25 protein-coding genes are annotated in these 22,529 nt (G+C 58.1%); 18 read left to right on the top strand and 7 right to left on the bottom strand.

Annotation, left to right across the window (positions count from 1 at the left end; all coding sequences use genetic code 11):
* Nucleotide 1: 1 nt before the first annotated feature.
* From sucD to mdh, 3 genes are all read right to left on the bottom strand, one after another.
* Nucleotides 2-883, bottom strand: coding sequence for a succinate--CoA ligase subunit alpha (gene sucD, locus ACR0MS_RS11880; RefSeq protein WP_480573017.1), 882 nt, complete (start codon nucleotides 881-883; stop codon nucleotides 2-4).
* Nucleotides 884-966: 83 nt separating this feature from the next.
* Entirely contained in the window at nucleotides 967-2,160 is a 1,194-nt protein-coding gene (gene sucC / locus ACR0MS_RS11875; protein WP_480573020.1) for an ADP-forming succinate--CoA ligase subunit beta, read from the bottom strand.
* A 322-nt stretch (nucleotides 2,161-2,482) separates the two neighbouring features.
* On the bottom strand, nucleotides 2,483-3,445 hold the full coding sequence (gene mdh, locus ACR0MS_RS11870) for a malate dehydrogenase (RefSeq protein WP_170353522.1): 963 nt from the start codon (nucleotides 3,443-3,445) through the stop codon (nucleotides 2,483-2,485).
* A gap of 158 nt (nucleotides 3,446-3,603) precedes the next feature.
* Between mdh and ACR0MS_RS11865 the strand changes: the two genes are divergently transcribed.
* Nucleotides 3,604-4,359: a sulfite exporter TauE/SafE family protein gene (locus ACR0MS_RS11865; RefSeq protein WP_480573023.1), complete on the top strand. Its 756-nt coding sequence runs from the start codon at nucleotides 3,604-3,606 to the stop codon at nucleotides 4,357-4,359.
* On the opposite strand, the gene ACR0MS_RS11860 is transcribed toward ACR0MS_RS11865, so the two are convergent.
* The gene (locus ACR0MS_RS11860; protein ID WP_480573026.1) at nucleotides 4,356-4,655 is read right to left on the bottom strand and encodes a hypothetical protein; all 300 of its coding nucleotides are present in this window, start codon (nucleotides 4,653-4,655) and stop codon (nucleotides 4,356-4,358) included. The two genes, ACR0MS_RS11865 and ACR0MS_RS11860, sit on opposite strands and share 4 nt — an antisense overlap.
* 171 nt (nucleotides 4,656-4,826) lie before the next feature.
* On the opposite strand from ACR0MS_RS11860, the gene ACR0MS_RS11855 reads away from it, so the two are divergent.
* From ACR0MS_RS11855 to ACR0MS_RS11810, 10 genes are all read left to right on the top strand, one after another.
* On the top strand, nucleotides 4,827-5,684 hold the full coding sequence (locus tag ACR0MS_RS11855) for an HpcH/HpaI aldolase/citrate lyase family protein (protein WP_480573029.1): 858 nt from the start codon (nucleotides 4,827-4,829) through the stop codon (nucleotides 5,682-5,684).
* Nucleotides 5,685-5,690: 6 nt separating this feature from the next.
* Nucleotides 5,691-6,245 carry an NnrU family protein gene (locus ACR0MS_RS11850; RefSeq protein WP_480573032.1) on the top strand — a complete coding sequence of 185 codons (555 nt, stop codon included), beginning with the start codon at nucleotides 5,691-5,693 and terminating at the stop codon, nucleotides 6,243-6,245.
* A gap of 10 nt (nucleotides 6,246-6,255) precedes the next feature.
* Nucleotides 6,256-6,462 carry a DUF1737 domain-containing protein gene (locus tag ACR0MS_RS11845; protein ID WP_480573035.1) on the top strand — a complete coding sequence of 69 codons (207 nt, stop codon included), beginning with the start codon at nucleotides 6,256-6,258 and terminating at the stop codon, nucleotides 6,460-6,462.
* Entirely contained in the window at nucleotides 6,462-7,490 is a 1,029-nt protein-coding gene (locus ACR0MS_RS11840) for a MaoC family dehydratase (protein WP_480573037.1), read from the top strand. Before ACR0MS_RS11845 ends, ACR0MS_RS11840 begins: the two co-directional genes overlap by 1 nt.
* A 57-nt stretch (nucleotides 7,491-7,547) precedes the next feature.
* The gene (locus tag ACR0MS_RS11835; protein ID WP_480573040.1) at nucleotides 7,548-8,210 is read left to right on the top strand and encodes a DUF1194 domain-containing protein; all 663 of its coding nucleotides are present in this window, start codon (nucleotides 7,548-7,550) and stop codon (nucleotides 8,208-8,210) included.
* Nucleotides 8,211-8,413: 203 nt separating this feature from the next.
* The gene (gene sdhC / locus ACR0MS_RS11830; protein ID WP_480573043.1) at nucleotides 8,414-8,797 is read left to right on the top strand and encodes a succinate dehydrogenase, cytochrome b556 subunit; all 384 of its coding nucleotides are present in this window, start codon (nucleotides 8,414-8,416) and stop codon (nucleotides 8,795-8,797) included.
* A gap of 10 nt (nucleotides 8,798-8,807) precedes the next feature.
* Complete coding sequence (gene sdhD / locus ACR0MS_RS11825; RefSeq protein ID WP_480573046.1) at nucleotides 8,808-9,179, top strand: succinate dehydrogenase, hydrophobic membrane anchor protein; 372 nt, start codon at nucleotides 8,808-8,810, stop codon at nucleotides 9,177-9,179.
* A gap of 22 nt (nucleotides 9,180-9,201) precedes the next feature.
* Nucleotides 9,202-11,010 (top strand): succinate dehydrogenase flavoprotein subunit, encoded by a 1,809-nt coding sequence (sdhA, locus tag ACR0MS_RS11820; protein WP_480573049.1) that lies wholly within the window; start codon nucleotides 9,202-9,204, stop codon nucleotides 11,008-11,010.
* 12 nt (nucleotides 11,011-11,022) lie between these two features.
* The gene (locus tag ACR0MS_RS11815; RefSeq protein WP_480573052.1) at nucleotides 11,023-11,802 is read left to right on the top strand and encodes a succinate dehydrogenase iron-sulfur subunit; all 780 of its coding nucleotides are present in this window, start codon (nucleotides 11,023-11,025) and stop codon (nucleotides 11,800-11,802) included.
* Nucleotides 11,803-11,912: 110 nt separating this feature from the next.
* A complete protein-coding gene (locus ACR0MS_RS11810; protein WP_480573055.1) occupies nucleotides 11,913-12,080 on the top strand; it encodes a hypothetical protein in 168 nt (55 codons plus the stop codon).
* Between the two features lie 246 nt (nucleotides 12,081-12,326).
* Here ACR0MS_RS11810 and deoD read toward each other — a convergent pair whose 3' ends face one another.
* From deoD to ACR0MS_RS11795, 3 genes are all read right to left on the bottom strand, one after another.
* Nucleotides 12,327-13,040 (bottom strand): purine-nucleoside phosphorylase, encoded by a 714-nt coding sequence (gene deoD, locus ACR0MS_RS11805; protein WP_480573058.1) that lies wholly within the window; start codon nucleotides 13,038-13,040, stop codon nucleotides 12,327-12,329.
* 16 nt (nucleotides 13,041-13,056) lie between these two features.
* The gene (locus tag ACR0MS_RS11800) at nucleotides 13,057-13,374 is read right to left on the bottom strand and encodes an H-NS histone family protein (protein WP_480573061.1); all 318 of its coding nucleotides are present in this window, start codon (nucleotides 13,372-13,374) and stop codon (nucleotides 13,057-13,059) included.
* A gap of 128 nt (nucleotides 13,375-13,502) precedes the next feature.
* Entirely contained in the window at nucleotides 13,503-15,470 is a 1,968-nt protein-coding gene (locus ACR0MS_RS11795) for a protein meaA (RefSeq protein ID WP_480573064.1), read from the bottom strand.
* A gap of 143 nt (nucleotides 15,471-15,613) precedes the next feature.
* Between ACR0MS_RS11795 and ACR0MS_RS11790 the strand changes: the two genes are divergently transcribed.
* The 7 genes from ACR0MS_RS11790 to ACR0MS_RS11760 all read left to right on the top strand — a co-directional run bounded on the left by ACR0MS_RS11790 (nucleotide 15,614) and on the right by ACR0MS_RS11760 (nucleotide 22,526).
* Nucleotides 15,614-17,002: a 1-acyl-sn-glycerol-3-phosphate acyltransferase gene (locus tag ACR0MS_RS11790; protein WP_480573067.1), complete on the top strand. Its 1,389-nt coding sequence runs from the start codon at nucleotides 15,614-15,616 to the stop codon at nucleotides 17,000-17,002.
* Nucleotides 17,003-17,116: 114 nt separating this feature from the next.
* Nucleotides 17,117-18,403, top strand: a complete 1,287-nt coding sequence (ccrA, locus tag ACR0MS_RS11785) for a crotonyl-CoA carboxylase/reductase (RefSeq protein WP_480573070.1) — start codon at nucleotides 17,117-17,119, stop codon at nucleotides 18,401-18,403.
* Nucleotides 18,404-18,608: 205 nt separating this feature from the next.
* A complete protein-coding gene (locus tag ACR0MS_RS11780; protein ID WP_480573072.1) occupies nucleotides 18,609-18,827 on the top strand; it encodes a hypothetical protein in 219 nt (72 codons plus the stop codon).
* Complete coding sequence (locus tag ACR0MS_RS11775) at nucleotides 18,766-19,485, top strand: helix-turn-helix transcriptional regulator (protein ID WP_480573074.1); 720 nt, start codon at nucleotides 18,766-18,768, stop codon at nucleotides 19,483-19,485. The genes ACR0MS_RS11780 and ACR0MS_RS11775 overlap by 62 nt, the downstream gene beginning before the upstream one ends.
* 83 nt (nucleotides 19,486-19,568) lie before the next feature.
* Nucleotides 19,569-20,207, top strand: a complete 639-nt coding sequence (locus tag ACR0MS_RS11770; RefSeq protein ID WP_480573077.1) for an acyl-homoserine-lactone synthase — start codon at nucleotides 19,569-19,571, stop codon at nucleotides 20,205-20,207.
* 61 nt (nucleotides 20,208-20,268) lie between these two features.
* Nucleotides 20,269-21,801, top strand: a complete 1,533-nt coding sequence (locus ACR0MS_RS11765; protein ID WP_480573080.1) for an ATP-dependent DNA helicase — start codon at nucleotides 20,269-20,271, stop codon at nucleotides 21,799-21,801.
* Nucleotides 21,798-22,526, top strand: coding sequence for an SDR family oxidoreductase (locus tag ACR0MS_RS11760; RefSeq protein ID WP_480573083.1), 729 nt, complete (start codon nucleotides 21,798-21,800; stop codon nucleotides 22,524-22,526). Before ACR0MS_RS11765 ends, ACR0MS_RS11760 begins: the two co-directional genes overlap by 4 nt.
* The last annotated feature ends 3 nt before the right edge of the window (nucleotides 22,527-22,529 follow it).

Here is a 22,529-nt window from a genome sequence, read left to right as displayed (position 1 = left end):
CTTACCCAATCGCTTCCAGCACGGCCTCACCCAGCGTCGCGGGGCTTTCTGCCACAACGATACCAGCCGAGCGCATGGCTTCGATCTTGTCTTCTGCACCGCCTTTGCCACCGGCGACGATCGCGCCTGCGTGACCCATACGACGACCCGGAGGGGCCGTGCGGCCTGCGATGAAGCCCGCGACGGGCTTTTTGCGGCCCTTCTTGGCCTCATCCGCCAGGAACTGCGCGGCTTCTTCCTCGGCCGAGCCACCGATCTCACCGATCATGATGATCGAATGGGTTTCGTCATCCGCCAGGAACCATTCCAGCACGTCGATATGCTCGGTGCCTTTGATCGGGTCGCCGCCGATGCCGACGCAGGTGGACTGGCCCAAACCCACATCGGTGGTCTGCTTGACGGCCTCATAGGTCAGGGTGCCCGAACGCGACACAACACCGACCGAGCCGCGCTTATGAATGTGGCCGGGCATGATGCCGATCTTGCAGGCGTCGGGCGTGATGACACCGGGGCAGTTCGGCCCGATCAGGCGCGAGCTTGAACCTTCCAGCGCGCGCTTGACCTTCATCATATCCAGAACCGGGATGCCTTCGGTGATGCAGACGATCACTTCCATCTCGGCATCAATCGCTTCAAGGATCGAGTCGGCCGCAAAGGGCGGCGGAACATAGATCACCGAGGCATTGGCTTCGGTCACATGCTTGGCCTCGTGGACCGAGTTGAACACGGGTAGGTCAAGATGCGTCATCCCGCCCTTGCCGGGGGTCACGCCGCCGACCATCTTGGTGCCATAGGCGATGGCCTGTTCAGAGTGGAATGTGCCCTGCGAGCCGGTAAAGCCCTGACAGATCACTTTGGTATTTTCGTCGATGAGGACTGCCATCTGGCGTTCTCCTTTGTGGGGCGGGTTTTGACCCGCCGAAATCTTGGGAAAGGCGGGCTGAAGCCCGCCCTACGAGATGACAATCAGCCTTTAACCGCCTTCACGATCTTCTCGGCACCGTCTTTCAGGTTGTCCGCCGCGATCACGTCCAGGCCCGAGGTGTTGATGATCTCTTTGCCTTTCTCGACATTTGTGCCTTCCAGACGCACGACCAGCGGAACTTGCAAGCCGACCTCCTTCACCGCAGCGACAACGCCTTCGGCGATGACGTCACAGCGCATGATGCCGCCGAAGATGTTGACCAGAATGCCTTTGACGTTCGGGTCCGAGGTGATGATCTTGAACGCCTCGGTCACTTTCTCTTTGGTCGCGCCACCGCCGACGTCGAGGAAGTTGGCAGGCTCGGCGCCGTACAGCTTGATGATGTCCATCGTGGCCATCGCCAGACCTGCGCCGTTCACCATGCAGCCGATCTCACCATCCAGCGCGATGTAGTTCAGGTCGTACTTGGAGGCTTCGAGTTCCTTGGGGTCTTCCTCGGTCTCGTCGCGCAGTTCGGCGATGTCGGGGTGGCGGTAAACCGCGTTGCCGTCAAAGCCCAGCTTGGCGTCCAGCACCTTGAGGTCGCCGCCTTCGGCCACGATCAGCGGGTTGATCTCCAGCATCTCCATGTCCTTCTCGACGAAGGCCTGGTAGAGCTGACCCATCAGACGCACGCATTGCTTGACCTGCGCGCCTTGCAGACCCAGCGAGAAGGCGATGCGGCGGCCGTGATAGGCTTGATAGCCAGTTGCAGGGTCAACCGAGAAGGACAGGATTTTCTCGGGTGTCTCAGCGGCCACTTCCTCGATATCCATGCCGCCTTCGGTCGAGCAGACGAACGAGATACGGCTGGTCTGGCGGTCCACCAGCAGGGCCAGATACAATTCACGCTCGATGCCCGAGCCAGCCTCGATATAGATGCGGTTGACCTGCTTGCCTGCAGGACCGGTCTGATGCGTGACCAGCGTGCGGCCCAGCATCTTCTTGGCTTCTTCGGCTGCCTCTTCAACCGATTTGGTCAGACGAACACCGCCCTTTTCACCAGCGTCGGCCTCTTTGAACGAGCCCTTGCCGCGGCCACCTGCGTGGATCTGTGCCTTGACGACCCAAAGGGGGCCGTCCAGTTCACCGGCTGCGGTTTTGGCTTCCTCGGCGCGCAGAACCGCGCGACCTTCGGAGACCGGAGCGCCATAGCTGCGAAGAAGAGCCTTGGCCTGATATTCGTGAATGTTCATCGAAACTGTCCCGTTTGACTACGATTACTTCGTTATAGAAATGTCCAAGGGGTAAATTTAAAGGCTTTTTTGTTGTCACAGCCCTTTTTCACAGAGATTTTTACTGTTTGTGATCACACTATTTTGGGGTGTGATCACAAAATGCCGAAAGATGAATTTATGATTCGACAGATCGTAAAGGGCCTTGGAAAACACATTCAAAAAAGGTGTTTGAGGTGTTTGCGCTAATACGCTTCCCGCAAGTATTGCAGATCAAGTGGCCGCCGCAAAAGAAAACCGGCCCAATTTGTGGGCCGGTTTGGAATGTCTAAAAAGGCTGAAATCAGGCCAGCGAGCTGTCGATGCCCTTGCACGCCTCGATCAGGCCCTTCACGGCGTTGACCGAGTTGTCGAAACCGGCTTGCTCTTCTTCGTTGAGCTTGATGTCGACCACCCTCTCGATACCACCGGCGCCGATTACGGTGGGAACGCCGACATACATACCGTCAACACCCAATTCGCCGTTGCAATAGGCGGCGCAGGGCAGGACGCGCTTTTGGTCTTTCAGATAGGCTTCGGCCATTTCGATCGCCGATGTTGCCGGAGCATAGAAGGCCGAACCGGTTTTCAGCAGGCCAACGATTTCGGCACCGCCATCACGAGTACGTTGAACGATGGCGTCCAGTTTTTCCTGCGTGGTCCAGCCCATCTCGACCAGATCGGGCAGCGGGATACCGGCAACGGTCGAGTACCGCACCGACGGCACCATCGTGTCGCCGTGGCCGCCCAGAACGAACGCGGTGACGTCGCGCATGGACACGTTGAACTCTTCCGACAGGAAGTGGGCGAAACGGCCCGAATCCAGAACGCCAGCCATGCCGCAGACTTTGTTGTGGGGCAGGCCCGAGAATTCACGCAGCGCCCAGACCATTGCGTCCAGCGGGTTGGTGATACAGATGACGAACGCGTCGGGCGCGTTGGCGGCGATGCCTTCACCGACCGATTTCATGACCTTCAGGTTGATGCCCAGCAGATCATCGCGGCTCATGCCCGGTTTGCGGGGGACACCGGCGGTCACGATGCAGACATCAGCACCCGCGATGTCTTCGTAGGACTGGGTGCCCTTCAGCTTGGCGTCAAACCCTTCAGAGGGGCCGGATTCGGCGATGTCCAGCGCCTTGCCTTCCGGTGTGCCTTCGGCGATGTCAAACAGGACGACATCACCCAGTTCTTTCATTGCAGCGAGGTGGGCGAGCGTGCCGCCGATCTGACCTGCGCCGATCAGCGCGATCTTGGGTCTGGCCATGTGGAATATCTCCGATGGATTTTGAAATCGCGGTTGTGCTAGTCGCTAAAGCGGCAATACGCAAGGGTTTCACGACGTGGCATACAACCGCATACCGTTGCTGGGTCGCTTTGGTTGCGCTAAACGGCCTTTGAGATACGCTTTTTTGGAACCGCCGCATGTTTGAGTTAAATTTTTTGTTTTTTGCGGTGGCGATCCCTGCGGTGATCTTTGCGGGCATTTCCAAAGGCGGGTTCGGGTCGGGCGTGGCCTTTGCGTCCTCGTCGATTCTGGCGCTGATCCTGACACCCGGACAGGCACTGGCCCTGATGCTGCCCATCCTGATGGTGATCGACGTGGCGACGCTGAAACCCTATTGGAAACGCTGGAGCTGGCCGGATTCGCGCTTGCTGATCCTTGGCGCTGTGCCGGGCATCGCGCTGGGTGCGTGGCTGTACCGTGTGACGGATGACGACCTGCTGCGCCTGCTGATCGGGGGCATCTCGGTCGGGTTCGTGATTTGGCATGTGGGGCAAAGCAGGGGCTGGATTCGCGGCTTTGCCAATCGGCTCCCGCCCTCAGCCGGGTTGTTCGCAGGGTTGGTTGCGGGGTTCACCAGCTTCGTAAGTCATGCAGGCGGCCCGCCCGCTGCCGTCTACCTGTTGTCGCAACGCCTGTCGAAGACAGAGTTCCAAGCCAGCACCGTATTGGTGTTCTGGGTTATCAACGCGGTGAAATTCGTGCCCTTTGCCTATCTCGGCCTGTTCACATGGCACACGGCGCTGGCGGACGTACTGCTGGCGCCCTTCGCCATTCTTGGCGCGTGGCTGGGCGTCCGGGCGCATTTCATGCTGTCCGAGCGCTTGTTCTTTGGGATTGCTTATGTGCTGCTGACCCTGACGGGCAGTAAACTGATCTGGGACGCTTTGGTTTAGACGTTGGGTGGCAGCGCCTCGGCCATATCCTCATAGGACTGACCCGAGGCGATCAGGCAGGTCATCCCGTCCGGCAATGTTACTGTGATCGTCCAGCTCCCGCTCGTGTCCGAGGCATAGACCTCCATAACAGAACCCTGCCGGGCAATACCGATGCCGCGTCGCGTTTCGCCATAGGTTTCGGCCAGCCGCTTGATCACATCCTTGCGGGGCGCGCAGCTTTGCGCCTGAAGCTGCTGGGCGGCCAGAACCATGATGCCCAGCCCCATCGTCATCTTGATTAGCGTCTTTTTCATTCTCGCACCCTTTCGATTCCATCTGCCAGAAAGGGTGCGGGCGAGTGACCGAAATCTGGTTAAGCAAACGCACGTTGCGTCTCGAATGCTGCAATGCGGCGATTTTGCCCTTGAACTTTCCGACAAAAAATGCCCCATTCCGCGCAACTTTATTTCACAAGGGAGAGGCCAATGGACCCCCGCCAGCGCCCCTATCGTTCTGTTCTGTATATTCCCGGCTCGCGTGACCGGGCGCTGGACAAGGCGCGCACCCTGCCGGTGGACGCGATCATCTTTGATCTGGAAGATGCCGTCGCCGCCGATGAAAAAGAGAACGCGCGCGAAACGCTCAAGGCGGCGCTGGCCGCGGGTGGATATGGCGCGCGTGTCAAGATCGTGCGGATCAACGGGCTGGATACCGAATGGGGCCGCGCCGATGCCGAGGCCGTGCGGGACATGGATGCTGATGTGGTTCTGTTGCCCAAGGTCAATTCAGCCGCTGATGTGGACGCGCTGGCCGCGATCACCGGAGATATCCCGATCTGGGCGATGATGGAGACCCCGCGCGGAATGCTGAACGCGGCCGAGATTGCGGCGCATCCGCTGATGGCAGGGTTCGTGATGGGTACCAATGATCTGGCCAAGGAATTGCAGACACGCTTCCGCCCTGATCGTCTGCCGCTGATGACCTCTCTGGGCCTGTGCCTGCTGGCAGCCAAGGCCGAGGGGCTGATCATCGTGGATGGTGTCTATAACGCTTTCAAGGATGACGAAGGTCTGGCCGCAGAATGTACCCAAGGCCGCGATATGGGCTTTGACGGCAAGACCCTGATCCACCCTGCGCAAGTCGAAATCACCAACGCGGCCTTTGCGCCGTCGGATGCGGAAATCGACCTGGCCCAACGTCAGATTGCAGCTTTTGAAGAGATCGAAGCGCAAGGACAGGGCGTCGCTGTGGTCGATGGCAAGATCGTTGAAAATCTGCACGTTGCAACCGCCCGTGAAATTCTGGCAAAAGCTGAGGCAATCTCAATTTTGCAAGCGGGGTAAGCCAGCATGGGCTTTGTTCTTCTGATCCTCGGCGTGGCGCTTTGGTGGGCCGCGCATCTGTTCAAACGTGTGATGCCAGCGCAGCGCGCGGCGATGGGCAATGGCGGCAAGGGCGCGGTGGCGCTGGCGCTGGTGGCGGCGATCTTGCTGATGATCTTCGGCTATCGCATGACCGATTTCATCTATGTCTGGGCGCCGCCCTCTTTCATGATCCATATCAACAACCTGCTGGTTCTGATCGCCATCTTCATGATGAGCCCCGCCGGTAAAAAGGGCCGTCTGCTGAACAAGATGCGCCACCCGCAACTGGCCGGTTTCCGCGCCTGGGCCTTTGCGCATTTGCTGGTGAATGGCGATTTGGCCTCGATCATCCTGTTCGGCGGGCTGTTCCTGTGGGCACTGGCCGAAGTCGTGGTCATCAATCGCGCCGAACCCGATTGGACACCGGGCGAACCCGGGACCTATGGCAAGGACGCGATGTTCTTTGTGGCCTCGATCGTGCTGTTGGTCGTGATCGGCTATATTCACGGGCTGGTCGGTCCGTCGCCCTTTGGATCGTGAGGGGCTGGGGATGGCAAAACTCTATCGTCTGCTGACTGAAGAGGACACCTCGGCCTTTTGCCACAAGGTGTCCGACGCGCTGGCCAAGGGGTGGGAGCTGTATGGCGACCCGTCCTATGCCTATGACGCCGCAAACAGCGTGATGCGCTGTGCGCAGGCCGTGACCAAAGATGTCGCGGCCGACTATTCACCCGAAATGAAACTGGGGCAGCAATAATGGCAAAAACCAATCCGGGCCGCTATTTCGAGGATTATTCCGTCGGGCAGGTGTTGCGCCATGCGGTGCCACGCACCGTAACCGATGGGGAACGCGCGATGTATCACGCGCTCTATCCCGCGCGTCATGCGCTCTATTCTTCGGATGAGTTCGCCCGGAATTGCGGCCTGCCGCAAAGCCCGCTGGATGATCTGGCAGCGTTTCATGTGGTGTTTGGCAAGACGGTGCCGGATGTGTCGCTGAACGCGGTGGCCAATCTGGGATATGCCGAGGGGCGCTGGCTGAAGCCAGTTTACGCAGGTGACACGCTGCGATCGGAATCCGAGGTGATCGGGGTCAAGCAGAACTCGAACGGGAAGACCGGGGTGGTTTACGTGCGCACCCGTGGTCTGAACCAGCGCGACGAGGCGGTCATGGAATATGTCCGCTGGGTGATGGTGCGCAAATCGAACCTGGATGCCCCTGCGCCTGATGCGGTTGTACCGCAGTTGAAAAAGACGTTGGAGCCCGGTGATCTGGTCATTCCGCAGGGGTTGGATTTCTCGACCTACGATTTCACGCAGTCGGGCGAGGCGCATCGCTGGGGCGATTACGAGATCGGCGAAAAGATCGACCACGTGGATGGTGTCACTGTCGAAGAGGCCGAGCATATGCTGGCCACGCGTCTGTGGCAGAACACTGCCAAGGTGCATTTCGACCTGACCTTCCGCCCCGAAGGGCGGTTGATCTATGGCGGACACGTGATCTCGATGGCGCGGACGCTGTCGTTCAACGGTCTGGCCAATGCGCAGATGGTGGTGGGCCTGAATGGTGGTGCGCATGCCAACCCGTGTTTCTCGGGCGATACGATCAAGGCGTGGTCCGAGGTTCTGGACAAAGCCGAGACTGATGTTCCCGGAGTCGGGGCGATACGTCTGCGTCTGGTGGCCACCAAAGGTGGAGAACCCTTTGAGCTTAAGAACGAAGATGGTCGGTATATGCCGAACATCCTCCTTGATCTGGACTATTGGGCGTTGATGCCCGTCTGATCAGACTGCCCACATTCATGTGATCGCAGCCTTGTCCAAACGTGCTAGGCTGCGATCATGCTCCTGTTTCGTTCGTTTGCTGTTTGTGTCTGTCTGACCCCGCCTGCTTTGGCTTGTGATCTGGCCTTGGCTTTGGCTGTGGACGTCTCGGGGTCTGTCGATTCTACGGAGTATCGCATCCAGATGGACGGCCTGGCGGCTGGATTGCGCGATCCCATTGTGTCCGAGGCATTGGTTCGCGGCGACGCGCGCCTGATGCTGGTGCAGTGGACTGGCGCATCGCGTCAGAAAGTGACGATACCTTGGACCCGAATTGACAGTTTTGAAACGCTGGACGCTTTTGCCGGACAGGTGGCGTCAGACCCGCGTGTGTGGCGCAACTTTTCAACGGCGATTGGCGAAGCGTTAGAAATGACACTGACCAGTTTCGATAGGGTTTCCGAATGCAAAAGGCACTTGATTGATATTTCGGGCGACGGGATTTCAAACGAAGGGGTCGAACCGACGGAAATCCACGGCGTTTTGCGCAGCCGCGGCGTGACAGTGAACGCGATAGCCATCGAGGAAACCGAACCGGACCTGACCGCATATTTCTTTGAGAATGTCATTGTCGGCGAAGGCGCATTTGTTGTTTCAGCGGCTGGTTTCGAAGATTACCCTGAGCGAATTCGCAAGAAGTTGCTGCGCGAAGTCACGCAGCAAACTGCTGAACTGGAGTAGCTTCATGTCAGATTCGGAGTTGAAGGCGCTAACATCGGGAAGCTGTGATTTCATTTGTGATCACGTCATTATTTTGTGTGATCACAATTTCAAATTATCCACCATTTTGCGCCAAATATGAGCTTTTTTGCAGTTGCAGCGCGTGACAGGCTGGCAAAAAACAGTAAAACCTTCGGAAGCAACCGAAAAGGAGCCAATCCAACATGGCCGATGTAAATCGGGGCAATCGCCCTCTTTCACCACATCTTACGATTTATCGTCCTCAGCTGACGTCCGCGACCTCGATTTTGGTGCGGATCACTGGAATCGTAGCCTTGGCGATGTCTTTCTTTGTTGTGTGGTGGCTGCTGGCAGCCGCAACGTCAGAGACCGCATTCACCTTTATTGATGGCTTGATGAGAAGCTGGCTGGGCGATCTGGCCATGTTTGGTGCGACCTGGGCGATTTTCTATCACATGCTTGGACGGTTGCGCCACGTGATCTGGGATCTGGGGTATTGCGTGGACGTCAACATTTCGGAAAAGCTGGGGATCGGCATGCTGGTGCTGGCCACCGTTCTTTCGTTCATCACAGCGATTGCGGTTTAAGGGGGACACCATGAGTTATCTGACAGACCGCAAACGTGCGCAGGGCACAGGTGCAGGCCGGCAGGGGACACATCACCACTGGCAAATGATGGCCAGTTCGACGGCATTGGTGTTCCTTGTGCCGCTGTTTGTGTTCACTTTCGCAAATGGGCTGGGCGGAACCTACGAAGAGGTTTTGGCCTATTACAGCCGTCCGTTCCCGGCGATCGTGACGGGGCTGACGCTGGTTGTCGTGATCATCCACCTTGTCCGCGAAGCGCAGGTGGCGATTGAGGACTATGTGCACGGCGTCGCGGAAAAGCTGAGCCTGCTGGCAGTCGCAGCTTTTGGATACACTTTGATGGCTGCGGGGCTGTTTGCCCTCGTGAAGCTGGCGCTGTGACGCGCGGTAGGGATAAGAACAAATGACAGCTGCATACGAATACGAAACACACGAATATGACGTGGTTGTTGTCGGCGCCGGCGGCGCTGGTTTGCGCGCCACTCTGGGCATGGCCGAGCAGGGCCTGCGCACCGCGTGTGTCACCAAGGTTTTCCCGACCCGCTCGCACACGGTTGCGGCGCAGGGCGGCATTGCCGCGTCCCTGTCGAACATGGGACCGGATCACTGGCAGTGGCACATGTATGACACCGTCAAGGGATCGGACTGGCTGGGCGATACCGACGCCATGGAGTATCTGGCGCGTGAGGCACCAAAGGCGGTTTATGAGTTGGAACATTACGGCGTTCCGTTCAGCCGCACCGAAGAAGGTAAGATTTACCAGCGACCCTTCGGGGGCCACACGACCGAGTTTGGCGAAGGCCCAGCGGTGCAGCGCACCTGTGCCGCCGCCGACCGGACGGGTCACGCGATCCTGCACACGCTCTATGGTCAGTCGCTGAAGAACAACGCCGAGTTCTATATCGAGTATTTCGCCATCGACCTGATCATGTCCGATGACGGGCAATGTCAGGGCGTCGTCTGCTGGAAGCTGGACGATGGCACGATGCATGTCTTCAACGCCAAGATGGTGGTGCTGGCGACCGGCGGCTATGGCCGCGCCTATTTCAGCGCAACCTCGGCCCATACCTGCACCGGCGACGGTGGCGGCATGGTGGCCCGTGCGGGCCTGGCCCTGCAGGATATGGAGTTCGTACAGTTCCACCCGACCGGCATCTACGGTTCGGGCTGCCTGATCACCGAAGGCGCACGGGGTGAGGGCGGATACCTGACCAACTCGGAAGGCGAACGGTTCATGGAGCGTTATGCGCCCCAGTACAAAGACCTGGCGCCGCGAGATTATGTCAGCCGTTCGATGACGATGGAGATCCGCGAGGGGCGTGGCCATGGTGACAATGGCGACCACATTCACCTGAACCTCAGCCACCTGCCAGCCGAAGCGCTGGCCGAGCGTCTGCCGGGTATCTCGGAATCGGCCCGCGTTTTTGCCGGCGTCGACGTTACCAAAGAGCCGATCCCGGTTCTGCCGACCGTCCACTACAACATGGGCGGTATCCCGACGAACTATTGGGGCGAAGTTCTGAACCCGACCGCTGATGATCCGACCGCAGTTGTGCCGGGTCTGATGGCCGTTGGTGAGGCCGGATGCGCCTCGGTCCACGGCGCGAACCGTCTTGGGTCTAACTCTTTGATCGACCTCGTGGTGTTTGGCCGCGCGGCTGCGATCCGGGCAGGTAAGGTTGTCGATGCCGACGCGCCGAACCCGGTGCTGAATCAGGCTTCGGTCGATAAGGCATTTGACCGGTTTGATGCTGTTCGCAACGCCAGCGGGTCAATCCCGACGGCTGATCTGCGGCTTGAGATGCAGAAAACCATGCAGGCCGACGCAGCCGTGTTCCGCACGTCGAAAACAATGGCGGAAGGCGTCGAGAAAATGACCGCGATCGCTGCCAAGATGGATGACCTCAAGGTCTCCGACCGCTCGCTGGTCTGGAACAGCGATCTGATGGAGTCGCTGGAACTCACCAACCTGATGCCAAGCGCGCTGGCCACGATCGTAGGGGCCGAGGCGCGTAAGGAATCCCGTGGTGCGCACGCGCATGAGGACTTCACCGAACGCGACGATGAAAACTGGCGCGTCCACACCGTCAGCCGGGTCGAGGGCAACAAGGTCGACCTCAGCTATCGCCCTGTTATCGTCGATCCTCTGACCACCGAGGATGAAGGCGGCATCAGCCTGAAGAAAATCGCGCCCAAGGCGCGGACGTTCTAAGGAGAGGAACTTATGGTACAACTGACCCTCCCCAAGAATTCCCGGATCACCACCGGTAAGACATGGCCAAAGCCCGAAGGCGCAAGCAATGTGCGCAAGTTCCAGATCTATCGCTGGAACCCGGATGACGGCCAGAACCCGCGTGTCGATACGTATTTCGTCGATATGGACAGCTGCGGGCCGATGGTTCTGGACGCGCTGATCAAGATCAAGAACGAGATTGATCCCACACTGACCTTCCGCCGGTCTTGTCGCGAGGGGATTTGTGGTTCGTGCGCGATGAATATCGACGGGATCAACACGCTGGCCTGCATCTATGGCATGGATGAGATCAAGGGCGACGTGAAGATCTATCCGCTGCCGCACATGCCGGTGGTCAAGGACCTGATCCCCGACCTGACGCATTTCTACGCGCAGCACGCTTCCATTATGCCGTGGCTGGAAACCAAGACCAACCGGCCTGCGAAGGAATGGAAACAGTCCATCGAAGACCGCAAAAAGCTGGATGGTCTGTATGAATGCGTGATGTGCGCAAGCTGCTCGACCTCATGCCCTAGCTACTGGTGGAACGGCGACCGTTACCTTGGCCCCGCCGCGTTGCTGCATGCTTATCGCTGGATCATCGACAGCCGGGATGAGGCAACGGGTGAGCGTTTGGATGAATTGGAAGATCCGTTCAAGCTGTACCGTTGCCACACCATCATGAACTGCGCCAAGACCTGCCCCAAAGGTCTGAACCCGGCCAAGGCGATTGCTGAGATCAAGAAAATGATGGTCGACCGCGCGGTTTAAGCGACCCTTGTAAATTCAGTACTTGCCGCCTTGCGGCAAGTGCATGGCAAGATTGCAAAACAAGGCGATGCGACCGCCTCAGTTTAGTACTATTTTGTAAGCAGGGAGGAGTGATTCAACCAACAAAGGGGATCGCTCCGGTGCAGGATCAAAACCTAAAAACCAAAGCAGACGAAGCGCTTGAGGCGCTGGAACAGGCTTGGGCCTATTACACGCCAGAACCTGTCGCGCCTGACGCCCATGAACCAGACCTGTTCGAATACGCGAACGCCGCTTGAACTCATGCATAGATTGGGCAATGCATAAGCATGCCCATTCTGTTGCTTTTGCTGGCCGCTGGCGTTTTTGCGTATTTCATCTGGCGGTCACGAACATCATCTTTGACACGAGACTGCCGATGGCGTCAGCACCGAAAGGAAGGTGTCTGGATCTGTGCCTTTTGCGGCGCGCAGCAGGATGGGGCAGATACCCCAAAAACCTGCCTGAGGAAGTAAGAAAGGGCACCCTAAGCGCCCCTTCCCGGTTCAAGCGGCGTTCGGAAACGCAGCCCGCAACGCGATTTCAACCATATCGCCAAAGCTGCTTTCCCGCTCGGAAGCGGGCAGGGCCTCGCCCGTCAGCAAATGGTCGGATACGGTCAGAACGGCCAAGGCCCGGCACTTGTGCCGCGCGGCCAGAATATACAGCTCGGCCGCTTCCATTTCGACACCAAGGATTCCGTGGCGGACCATCTGTTCGTTCAGGTCAGGCCGCTCATCATAAAACACGTCAGAGGAATAGATCCCCCCGATATGGGTCGTCGTGCCACTAGCCTCGGCAGCTTGGGCTGCTGCTTGCAGCAGACCCCAATCCGCACAGGGGGCAAAGTTGAGTTCTTTTATGATCCCGCGCGACGGAGTGCTCAGCGTTGTTGAGGTCATCGCCAGGATAACGTCACGGACTTTGACACTGTCCTGCATTCCCCCGCACGATCCGATCCGGATCAGAGTTTTTGCACCGAAATCGCGAATTAACTCATTCGCGTAAATCGACAAGGAGGGCATTCCCATTCCGCTGCCCTGAATCGAAACCGGGTTCCCTTTCCAGGTTCCGGTAAATCCCAGCATGCCGCGCACATTATTGACTTGTTTCGCGTCATCCAAAAATGTTTCAGCGGCCCATTTTGCCCGATACGGATCACCCGGCAATAAAACAGTTTCTGCGATATCGCCTTTTTCGGCGCCAATATGAATCGTCATTTCTATTAAATTCCAATCAGATTTCCAGGTCCGAGATACTTGCGCCAGACTTGAGCGCGTCGTGTATCCACTGCGGCTTGCGCCCTCGACCAGACCAGGTTTGCGAGGGGTCGGTGGGGTTGCGGTACTTGGCCTTAGCTTTGAACCCTTTTCCAGACGCTGCGCCTTCCGCAGCCAATTCAGACAAAGAGAATCCGTATTGAGCCGCGGCCTGTTCAGCCGCCTTCAACGCTTCTTGTCGCTCCCGCATTTCCGCTTTCTTAAGCGCTTTTTCGATCTGATCGCGCAGTTTCATTAATTCCTTGCGCGACATCTCCTCCAGATCAATTGCCATATTTTTTCTCCATGCCAAGCCCAAATGGGCAGCCTCCCTAAAGGCATACATTTAGTGCAGACATGGGTTTTACCTGTCCCCTTTACCAAAGGGAATAGGCATGCCGATAAAAGAAACGAGAGGGTTCGTTATTCCGCCGCCAAATTTTGCGGATCAGCCAGAGTGATAATGTCGCCCATTATCGTATTCAGCTCGAAATTCTTTGGTGTGTAGATTTTCGCGACGCCCATCGCTTTTAGTTTTGCCGCATCTTCATCAGGAATGATCCCGCCCACAACAACCGGAATGTCCGTCAGGCCAGCTTCTTGCAGTCGGGTCATGACGTCCTGAACCAACGGGATGTGGCTGCCCGACAGGATCGACAACCCAATGACATGCGCTTTGTCCTCGGATGCCGCTGACACGATTTCCTCTGGTGTCAGACGGATGCCTTCATAGCTGATATCCATGCCGCAATCGCGTGCACGGAAGGCGATTTGCTCGGCCCCATTGGAATGACCGTCCAGACCCGGCTTGCCGACAAGGAACTTCAGACGGCGCCCCAACTGGTCACTGACCGCGTCAACAGCGGCACGCAGGTCATCAAGTCCTTCAGTCTTATTGGAGACAGACCCCGAAACCCCGGTCGGCCCTCGATAGGTGCCATAGACCTTGCGCATTTCTTCGGCCCACTCACCCGTGGTGACACCCGCTTTGGCGGCAGCGATCGACGGCTCCATGACGTTGGCTCCGGTCTGCGCCGCGGTGCGCAGGGCGGCGAGGGCTGCGGTGACGGCCGCCTCGTCGCGTTGGGTGCGCCATTCGTTCAGGCGGTCGATCTGTTCCTGCTCAACCGCCGGATCGACAACCATGATGCCGCCATCCTCGGTCTGAAGCGGGGAAGCCTCGCCATCGGTCCATTTGTTCACGCCGACCACAACGGTTTCGTTACGCTCAATCCGGTTCAGGCGTTCGGCGTTGGAATCGACGAGGCGAGACTTCATGTACTCGATCGACGCAACCGCACCCCCCATCGAATCCAGGTTGGCCAACTCAGCGCGCGCGCCTTCTTTCAACTCTTCCACCTTGGCGTCGACGGCGGGGTTGCCCTCGAACAGGTCTTCATATTCCAGCAGGTCGGTTTCATAGGCCAGAATTTGCTGCATCCGCATGGACCATTGCTGATCCCACGGGCGGGGCAGACCCAGCGCCTCATTCCATGCAGGTAGCTGCACAGCGCGAGCGCGAGCCTTTTTTGACAGCGTCACAGCCAGCATCTCAATCAGAATACGGTAGACGTTATTCTCTGGCTGCTGTTCCGTCAGGCCCAAAGAGTTCACCTGCACGCCATAGCGGAAGCGGCGGAACTTGGGGTTTTCGACACCGTAACGGTCCTGCAGAATCTCATCCCACAGGTCCACAAAAGCGCGCATCTTGCACATCTCGGTCACAAAGCGGATGCCTGCGTTCACGAAGAAGGAAATCCGACCGCAAAGGGCCGGGAAATCCTCGGCCGGAACGCGTGGGCGGAGCTCGTCCAGAACGGCGATGGCGGTGGCCAGCGCATAGGCCAGCTCTTGTTCGGGTGTCGCGCCCGCTTCTTGCAGGTGATAGGAACACACGTTCATCGGGTTCCATTTAGGCACGTTGGAATAGCAATATTCGGCCACATCCGCGATCATCTTGAGCGACGGTTTGGGCGGGCAAACATAAGTGCCGCGGCTCAGGTATTCCTTGATCAGATCGTTCTGAACGGTCCCTTGCAGCTTGGACACATCTGCGCCCTGTTCCTCGGCCACTGCAATATACAGCGCCAGCAACCACGGCGCAGTCGCGTTGATGGTCATCGAGGTGTTCATCTGCTCTAGCGGGATCTGATCGAACAGAACCCGCATGTCCCCCAGATGGCTGATCGGCACACCCACCTTGCCGACCTCGCCGCGTGCCAGAGTGTGGTCGCTGTCATACCCGGTTTGCGTCGGCAGATCGAAAGCCACCGAAAGCCCGGTCTGACCCTTGGCGAGGTTCCCACGATACAACGCGTTCGATGCTTTGGCGGTGGAATGACCGGCATAGGTTCGGATGAGCCAGGGGCGATCTTTCTGCGTCTGCGTCATAGCGTGCCTCGTATCACAGGTGGGTAAGAAAATTACGTCCTTGGGTTCTAAAGCGCAATTTTCGGGATATGTCAATTCGCTGCGTCGCGGCATTCGAGGTTCTTCTGATTGTAGGACGCTACGTTTGCTGGCAGGGTGCGCGCATGACTCAGACCGTCGAGCTTCCGCTTTGGCTATTCTTGCTGATCCTGGTGTTTGCCGCGGTCACACTGGCTTCGCATTTTCTGTTCCCATCCGTGCGGTGGTTTTTTCGGCGTCGTCTGGAACGTGCGGTCAAGCGCCTGAACGAACGGCTGCAGCGACCGATCCAGCCCTTCAAGCTGGCCGAACGCCATGACATGATTCAACGCCTGATCTACGACCCTCAGGTGGGGCAGGCGGTGCAGGATCATTCGCGTGAAACAGGTGTCCCCGAGGCGGTCGCGTTCGAACAGGCGCGAAAATATGCGCGTGAGATCGTGCCATCCTTTTCGGCGGTGGCCTATTTCAGCTTTGCTATCCGATTGGCGCGGATGCTGAGCAACGCGTTCTATGATGTGCGCCTCAGCTATCAGGACGAGGCGGCCATCAAGAACATTGATCCCGACGCGACCGTTGTGTTTGTGATGAATCACCGAAGCAATATGGATTATGTTCTGGTGACGTATCTGGCGGCTCAGCATTCTGCCCTGTCCTACGCAGTTGGAGAGTGGGCGCGGGTCTGGCCGCTTAGCCGCTTGATCCGGGCAATGGGGGCCTATTTTATTCGGCGCCGGTCGGGGAGTGAACTCTACCGTCAGGTGCTGGCCTGCTATGTGCGGCATGCGACCGAAGCTGGCGTCACGCAGGCCATGTTCCCGGAAGGCGGTTTAAGTCTGACCGGTGCACTGGGGCGTCCGAAGCTGGGGCTTTTGAAATACATCCTCGATGGCACCCGACCAGAAGGGAAAGACGTCGTCTTTGTTCCAGTCGCACTGAATTACGACCGGGTGCTGGAGGATACGATCCTCACCAAAGCGGCCTTGGGAAGCGAGCGGCGCTTTCGTGCCCGGATCGGGGTGATCACCGGCTGGATTCTGAAACAAATCGGTCGAAAGCTGATCGGCCGGTATACGCGTTTCGGTCTGGCCTCGGTCCGGTATGGTCAGCCGATTTCTTTGCGCGACTTCCGATCGGATCAGGACCGGGATGTCATGACAGACCTTGCCCGCGCTTTGATGGGCCAAATTCGCGACGCGATTCCTTTGGTTCCCCTGCCCGCCATCTGCAAACTGATTCACGAGCGCGGGGAACTGCTGGAAGATGAGGTGCGCATCCTCGTGTCCGAACTCATGCGACGTGACGGAACTTTGGTGGCCCCCGAGGACACCGCCATCACGCAAGCTTTGGATCAGCTCGTCCAGAGGCGTATCCTGAAACAGGTGGATGGGAAAATATCTCAATCCGGCCAAAGGGTTGACCTGTTGAACTATTATGCGGCGTCCGCGCCCATCGACGCCGAAGCTATGAATGCTGCGATTGCGAAGGAAATTTCTGCATCCGCTGGGTCATAAAATTACAAAATGGATGCAAATTCTATTGCAATGTTGCTCAAGGCCAAATATCTCATCTGTTAATGCACGCGATTCTGCATCGCGGCGAAAAGGTTACAATAATAGGAGGCCAACATGGCTCTGGACACCGACAGCGGTATCGCGTCCTACGACGCGCCGGAAAAAGACCTCTATGAGATGGGCGAAATCCCTCCGATGGGATTTGTTCCAAAGAAAATGTATGCGTGGGCGATCCGCCGTGAGCGTCATGGTGAGCCTGACACGGCGATGCAGCTTGAAGTGGTTGATGTTCCCAAGCTGGACAGCCACGAGGTGCTGGTTCTGGTGATGGCCGCCGGCGTGAACTATAACGGCGTCTGGGCGTCGCTGGGCAAGCCGATCAGCCCGTTTGACGGCCACGGCCAGCCTTTCCATATCGCCGGTTCCGATGCGTCGGGCATCGTCTGGGCCATTGGTGATAAGGTTAAGCGCTGGAAAGTGGGCGACGAGGTCGTGATCCACTGCAACCAGGATGATGGTGACGACGAAGCGTGTAACGGTGGCGACCCGATGTATTCGGACAGCCAGCGTATCTGGGGCTATGAGACGCCGGACGGATCGTTCGCGCAGTTCACTAACGTGCAGGCGCAACAGTTGATGCCGCGCCCCAAGCATCTGACCTGGGAAGAAAGCGCGTGTTACACGCTGACGCTGGCCACTGCCTACCGCATGCTGTTCGGGCACGAACCGCATGACCTGAAGCCCGGCCAGAACGTACTGGTCTGGGGTGCTTCGGGCGGTCTGGGCTCTTACGCGATCCAGCTGATCAACACCGCAGGCGCAAACGCGATCGGCGTGATCTCGGACGAAAGCAAGCGTGACTTCGTCATGGGTCTGGGCGCCAAGGGCGTTCTGAACCGCAAGGACTTCAACTGCTGGGGTCAACTGCCCACGGTGAACACGCCGGAATATGCCGAGTGGTTCAAAGAAGCCCGCAAATTCGGCAAGGCGATTTGGGATATCACCGGCAAGGGCGTGAACGTCGACATGGTTTTCGAACACCCCGGTGAAAGCACTTTCCCGGTGTCGACCTTCGTGGTGAAAAAGGGCGGCATGGTCGTGATCTGCGCCGGCACCACTGGTTATAACCTGACCTTCGATGTGCGCTACATGTGGATGCATCAGAAGCGTCTTCAGGGTTCACACTTTGCGCATCTGAAACAGGCGTCAGCCGCGAACCAGTTGATGGTCGAGCGTCGTCTGGACCCCTGCATGTCGGAAGTGTTCTCGTGGAACGAGCTGCCCGAAGCGCACATGAAGATGATGCGGAACGAGCATAAGCCCGGCAACATGTCTGTTCTGGTTCAGGCACCACGGACAGGAATGCGTACACTGGAAGAGGTTCTGGACGCACGCAGCTAAACCGGCTGACCCCCAAACAATATCGCCCGCGAATCGTTGTTTCGGTTCGCGGGCGCTTTCTTTTCTTGCCCAACTTAGTGGTTTCAAGGGGTTGCCGAAGCGTTGCCCGCTATTTTTGGGGAGTAGAAACCGGTGAATAGGGCAAAAACCTCCCACATGCTATAGTTGTGTTAACCCTTCGTTAACCCTTTCGGAGCGACCCTAGATGGCGAGAAATGAGTGGATACTGGACGTTTTGTCGGACCTCAACGCCTTTGCGGTTGAGAACGGTTTGACCGCGCTTGCCGAGCAGTTGGATGACACCAAACTGATCGCCGCAGCCGAGATTGCGTCCGTAAGCAATGAGGCACGGGCACCCGCGGATGGGAATACAACTCGATTTGAGCCAGGTTCTGGAGGACTTGGAAAACACCAGCACGCTTGACGAACTTGGCGATGTCGCCGTTCGGCTTCGCGACAGGCTACAGATCGAACATATCATTTACCATTGGGTTGACGGCGCTGGTGATCAATACGGCTATACAACATATCCTGATAGCTGGGCCGAAAGATACCGAGAGAAAAACTACCACCGAATTGACCCCGTGATCTTGGGGTGCTTCCAAAGATTCCATCCCGTCGATTGGAAGACATTGGATTGGTCGGGAAAGGTCGCGAAGAACTTCTATAAAGATGCCCTGGAACACGGGGTAGGCAACCAGGGCTATTCGATCCCAATCCGCGGTCCGAACGGGCAATTCGCCCTGTTTACAGTGAATCACTCTTGCGACGATGAAACCTGGAAAGGTTTTATGGAAACCCATGGCCGCGAGCTGATCCTGATCGCGCATTTTTTCAATCGCAAGGCGCTGGAGTTCGAAAGTGACAGGCAGCCGGACGCGCCGCGCGGATTGTCGCCCCGAGAAGTGGATGCCATGACCTTGCTGGCGCTGGGCTATAACCGGGCGCAGGTGGCCCATTCCCTGTCGATCTCAGAGCATACGCTGCGCGTCTACATCGAGAGTGCGCGGGCCAAGCTTGGAGCGCAGAACACCACCCACGCCATCGCCACCGCACTCAGCCGAGGATTAATAGTGGTTTAACGGTCAGGCGCTCCTCGAACGGGAAATTAACCACGACTTTGTACCCCCTTCGTTCCTGCACAGGACGACAAGGGGAAAAAGTCATGTTGCGCTATTTGTTCGCAGATGAATTGCACAAGTTTCCGAAGCTGGCCGATGGAATGTTCCGCGATCGCGCCGATCAGTTCAAAACCCGGCTGGGCTGGGATGTTCACGTCAATGAAAACGGAGAGGAGCGAGATCAATACGATGATCTGAACCCGCTCTACGTCATCTGGGAGGAGGAGGACGGCAGCCATGGCGGGTCCATGCGGGTTCTGCCGACAACAGGCCGGGTCATGGTAAATGAGGTTTTCGGACATCTGACAGGGGGTGAGCCGATCAACAGCCCCGTGATCTGGGAAGTGACGCGCTTTTGCCTGTCCCGGACCGCCAGCCCTCATACCGCTGGGGCAATTATGCTGAGCGGAGGTGAGATCATGGAAGGGTTCGGCCTGACTCACATCGCAGGTGTCTTTGACGCGCGGATGATCCGGATTTATCGCCTCATCGGGTCGTCGCCAATCGTGCTGGGGTCCGAAGGTAAAGGTCGCGACCAGATTTCTGTCGGGCTGTGGCCCTATTCGGCTGAAGACTGCTATCGGGTTGCAGAGCGCGCGGGTATCCCGCGTGAATTGTCCCGGCTGTGGTTCAAAACCGCGTTCGGGACCGGGCGGCAACACCGGTTTGCCTTGTCCGCCTGAAGCGCGCGAAAACGTCATTCCGTATCTGGTGATAGCTGGCGTGGCCCTGTAGGGTCGCGCCATGTCTTTGCCCCCCGTGACCTTCTCTGACGATCAGGCCGCCGCCTATGACAGCATCGCCGAGATGCTGAAATCCGCCGGAGTGGATCTGGACGACGATGCCCTGTTGAAGCTTCCGGGCAACGGGAAATCTGGTGTCATGGCGGTCATCGGCAAAGCGGGATCTGGGAAAACCCTTTTATTGGCAGAGCTTTACAAGTCCCTTGCGGAAACGGGTGTTCAGGTTGTCTCGGGCGATTTCGAAAGCCGCAAAGCCCGCGAAAAGCGCAGCTTGGCCATCCTTGCGCCGACCAACAAGGCAGCAAGCGTGTTGCGTCTGCGCGGGGTGCCTGCGACGACGATCCATCGTATCCTCTATACGCCGGTATATGACCCGGAATACGAACGCATTGCCGAGTGGTTGGCAGGCAATGATGACCGGCCCGAGATCGAAGGGCTGACGGACGAAGCGCTGGACCGCGCGGCTGCGTTTTATCAGAACAACAAATCCATCCCCGGTGCTTTGGCGGCTGCGGGGTTGCGCGGGTCCGATTTCATAACGGGTTGGAAACGTCGGGATGAACCTCTTGATATCGGGTTCGTGGACGAGGCCTCGATGCTGGATGATCGCCAGTTCGAGGACCTGCAGGAGATTTTCCCCACGCTGCTACTGTTCGGTGATCCCGCTCAGTTGGCCCCGGTCAATCAGTCCGGCAGCATGGTGTTTGACGCGCTGCCGGAGCCGCGAAAGCAGATTTTGCACCGGGTTCACAGACAGACGGCGGATAACCCTATTCTGGACCTCGCTCATGCGCTGGCCGACCCGCAGATGGGTTTTGAGGATTTCGAACGTCTGGTCGAACAGACCGCCCAACGGGACGACCGCGTTGTCTGGGGGCAAAGAGTCGAAGTTGATCTGATGGCCCGAAGCCCCGTTCTGGTCTGGCGCAATGCGACGCGTATCCGTCTGATACAAGCGTTCAGGCATGTCCACGGTGCACCTGATACCGAGTTACTGGAGGGTGAGCCGCTGATCTGCGATGGGATCGAGTTGCCTTTGAAACATCGCAAAAAGCGTCTTGATCTTGAGGCGCGCGGGCTGATCAAGGGGGCGCAGGTCATCTATCTGGGGCCGGGGCGTAAGCCGGGGTTTTCCCGGTTGCACGTCATGGGTGCCGAAGACCCGCAGGTCAGCGCTGCGTCGATTGTCAAAATTGAGATGCCGGATGAGGAAGAACCTTTCATCCCTTATGCCGCGCGAATGGGCGCAACCTTTCTGCACGGCGCAGCCGTAACGATCCACAAGGCGCAGGGGTCGCAATGGGACACGGTTCAGGTTTTTGCGCCCGACATCTATGCAGCGGCCCGGATGGGGCGGACAGAGGCCGGGCAGCCGTTGTGGAAGCGGCTGGCATACGTGGCCATCACGCGCGCGCAGGAGAGGTTGATCTGGGTGGTGCGCAACCGCTTGGCCAAACCCACCCACCCGCTGCGGGTGGATGATCTGCGTGCGCATCCGGCGGCCTCGCTGACATTGGAGGCAGAAGAAACATGAAGACGATCATTGTCACAGGGGCCAGCGCGGGCATTGGGCGCGCGACGGCCGAGCTTTTTCTGGATGAGGGATGGACTGTTGGGCTTTTGGCGCGCAGCGCGGACACTTTGGAGGCGATGGCCACTGGCCGATCCAACGCTGTTCCCTTGCCAGCGGATGTGACCGAGCCCGAGGCCGTTTCGAGCGCGTTCAACCACTTTCTGGACAAGGCCGGACGATTGGATGTGCTGTTCAACAATGCGGGAATTTTTGCGCCCGGCGGAACGATTGACGAAATCGCGCTGGAGGATTGGTACCAAAGCGTCAACGTCAACCTGAATGGGATGTTTCTGTCAGCACGCGAAGCGTTTCGGATCATGCGGCACCAATCGCCACAGGGCGGACGCATCATCAATAACGGCTCGATTGCAGCGCATGTGCCGCGTCCGAACTCGGTCCATTATTCGGCGACGAAACATGCAATCACGGGCCTGACCCGTAGCTTGTCTTTAGACGGGCGTGACTTCGGGATTGCCTGCGGCCAAATTGATATCGGCAACGCGCGGACGCAGATGGTGCAGGGATTGGTCGACACTGCGATCGCGGCGGGTGAGCAACCCGATCCAACCATGGCGGTTGAAGACGCGGCCCGGTCCGTGTTTCACATGGCCTCTCTGCCGGCTGAGGCCAATGTCCAGTTCATGACCGTGATGGCGACAACCATGCCCTATATTGGTCGCGGGTAGGCT

It is taken from the genome of Ruegeria sp. CJ2, from assembly GCF_056536745.1.
This window is presented reverse-complemented; position numbering and strand designations above follow the sequence as displayed.

Excerpts from the sequence above, each read along its gene's own strand:
- sucD (WP_480573017.1), bottom strand. The coding sequence starts at position 883 with ATGGCAGTCCTCATCGACGAAAATACCAAAGTGATCTGTCAGGGCTTT.
- sucC (WP_480573020.1), bottom strand. The coding sequence starts at position 2,160 with ATGAACATTCACGAATATCAGGCCAAGGCTCTTCTTCGCAGCTATGGC.
- mdh (WP_170353522.1), bottom strand. The coding sequence starts at position 3,445 with ATGGCCAGACCCAAGATCGCGCTGATCGGCGCAGGTCAGATCGGCGGC.
- ACR0MS_RS11865 (WP_480573023.1), top strand. The coding sequence starts at position 3,604 with ATGTTTGAGTTAAATTTTTTGTTTTTTGCGGTGGCGATCCCTGCGGTG.
- ACR0MS_RS11860 (WP_480573026.1), bottom strand. The coding sequence starts at position 4,655 with ATGAAAAAGACGCTAATCAAGATGACGATGGGGCTGGGCATCATGGTT.
- ACR0MS_RS11855 (WP_480573029.1), top strand. The coding sequence starts at position 4,827 with ATGGACCCCCGCCAGCGCCCCTATCGTTCTGTTCTGTATATTCCCGGC.
- ACR0MS_RS11850 (WP_480573032.1), top strand. The coding sequence starts at position 5,691 with ATGGGCTTTGTTCTTCTGATCCTCGGCGTGGCGCTTTGGTGGGCCGCG.
- ACR0MS_RS11845 (WP_480573035.1), top strand. The coding sequence starts at position 6,256 with ATGGCAAAACTCTATCGTCTGCTGACTGAAGAGGACACCTCGGCCTTT.
- ACR0MS_RS11840 (WP_480573037.1), top strand. The coding sequence starts at position 6,462 with ATGGCAAAAACCAATCCGGGCCGCTATTTCGAGGATTATTCCGTCGGG.
- ACR0MS_RS11835 (WP_480573040.1), top strand. The coding sequence starts at position 7,548 with ATGCTCCTGTTTCGTTCGTTTGCTGTTTGTGTCTGTCTGACCCCGCCT.
- sdhC (WP_480573043.1), top strand. The coding sequence starts at position 8,414 with ATGGCCGATGTAAATCGGGGCAATCGCCCTCTTTCACCACATCTTACG.
- sdhD (WP_480573046.1), top strand. The coding sequence starts at position 8,808 with ATGAGTTATCTGACAGACCGCAAACGTGCGCAGGGCACAGGTGCAGGC.
- sdhA (WP_480573049.1), top strand. The coding sequence starts at position 9,202 with ATGACAGCTGCATACGAATACGAAACACACGAATATGACGTGGTTGTT.
- ACR0MS_RS11815 (WP_480573052.1), top strand. The coding sequence starts at position 11,023 with ATGGTACAACTGACCCTCCCCAAGAATTCCCGGATCACCACCGGTAAG.
- deoD (WP_480573058.1), bottom strand. The coding sequence starts at position 13,040 with ATGACGATTCATATTGGCGCCGAAAAAGGCGATATCGCAGAAACTGTT.
- ACR0MS_RS11800 (WP_480573061.1), bottom strand. The coding sequence starts at position 13,374 with ATGGCAATTGATCTGGAGGAGATGTCGCGCAAGGAATTAATGAAACTG.
- ACR0MS_RS11795 (WP_480573064.1), bottom strand. The coding sequence starts at position 15,470 with ATGACGCAGACGCAGAAAGATCGCCCCTGGCTCATCCGAACCTATGCC.
- ACR0MS_RS11790 (WP_480573067.1), top strand. The coding sequence starts at position 15,614 with ATGACTCAGACCGTCGAGCTTCCGCTTTGGCTATTCTTGCTGATCCTG.
- ccrA (WP_480573070.1), top strand. The coding sequence starts at position 17,117 with ATGGCTCTGGACACCGACAGCGGTATCGCGTCCTACGACGCGCCGGAA.
- ACR0MS_RS11780 (WP_480573072.1), top strand. The coding sequence starts at position 18,609 with ATGGCGAGAAATGAGTGGATACTGGACGTTTTGTCGGACCTCAACGCC.
- ACR0MS_RS11775 (WP_480573074.1), top strand. The coding sequence starts at position 18,766 with ATGGGAATACAACTCGATTTGAGCCAGGTTCTGGAGGACTTGGAAAAC.
- ACR0MS_RS11770 (WP_480573077.1), top strand. The coding sequence starts at position 19,569 with ATGTTGCGCTATTTGTTCGCAGATGAATTGCACAAGTTTCCGAAGCTG.
- ACR0MS_RS11765 (WP_480573080.1), top strand. The coding sequence starts at position 20,269 with ATGTCTTTGCCCCCCGTGACCTTCTCTGACGATCAGGCCGCCGCCTAT.
- ACR0MS_RS11760 (WP_480573083.1), top strand. The coding sequence starts at position 21,798 with ATGAAGACGATCATTGTCACAGGGGCCAGCGCGGGCATTGGGCGCGCG.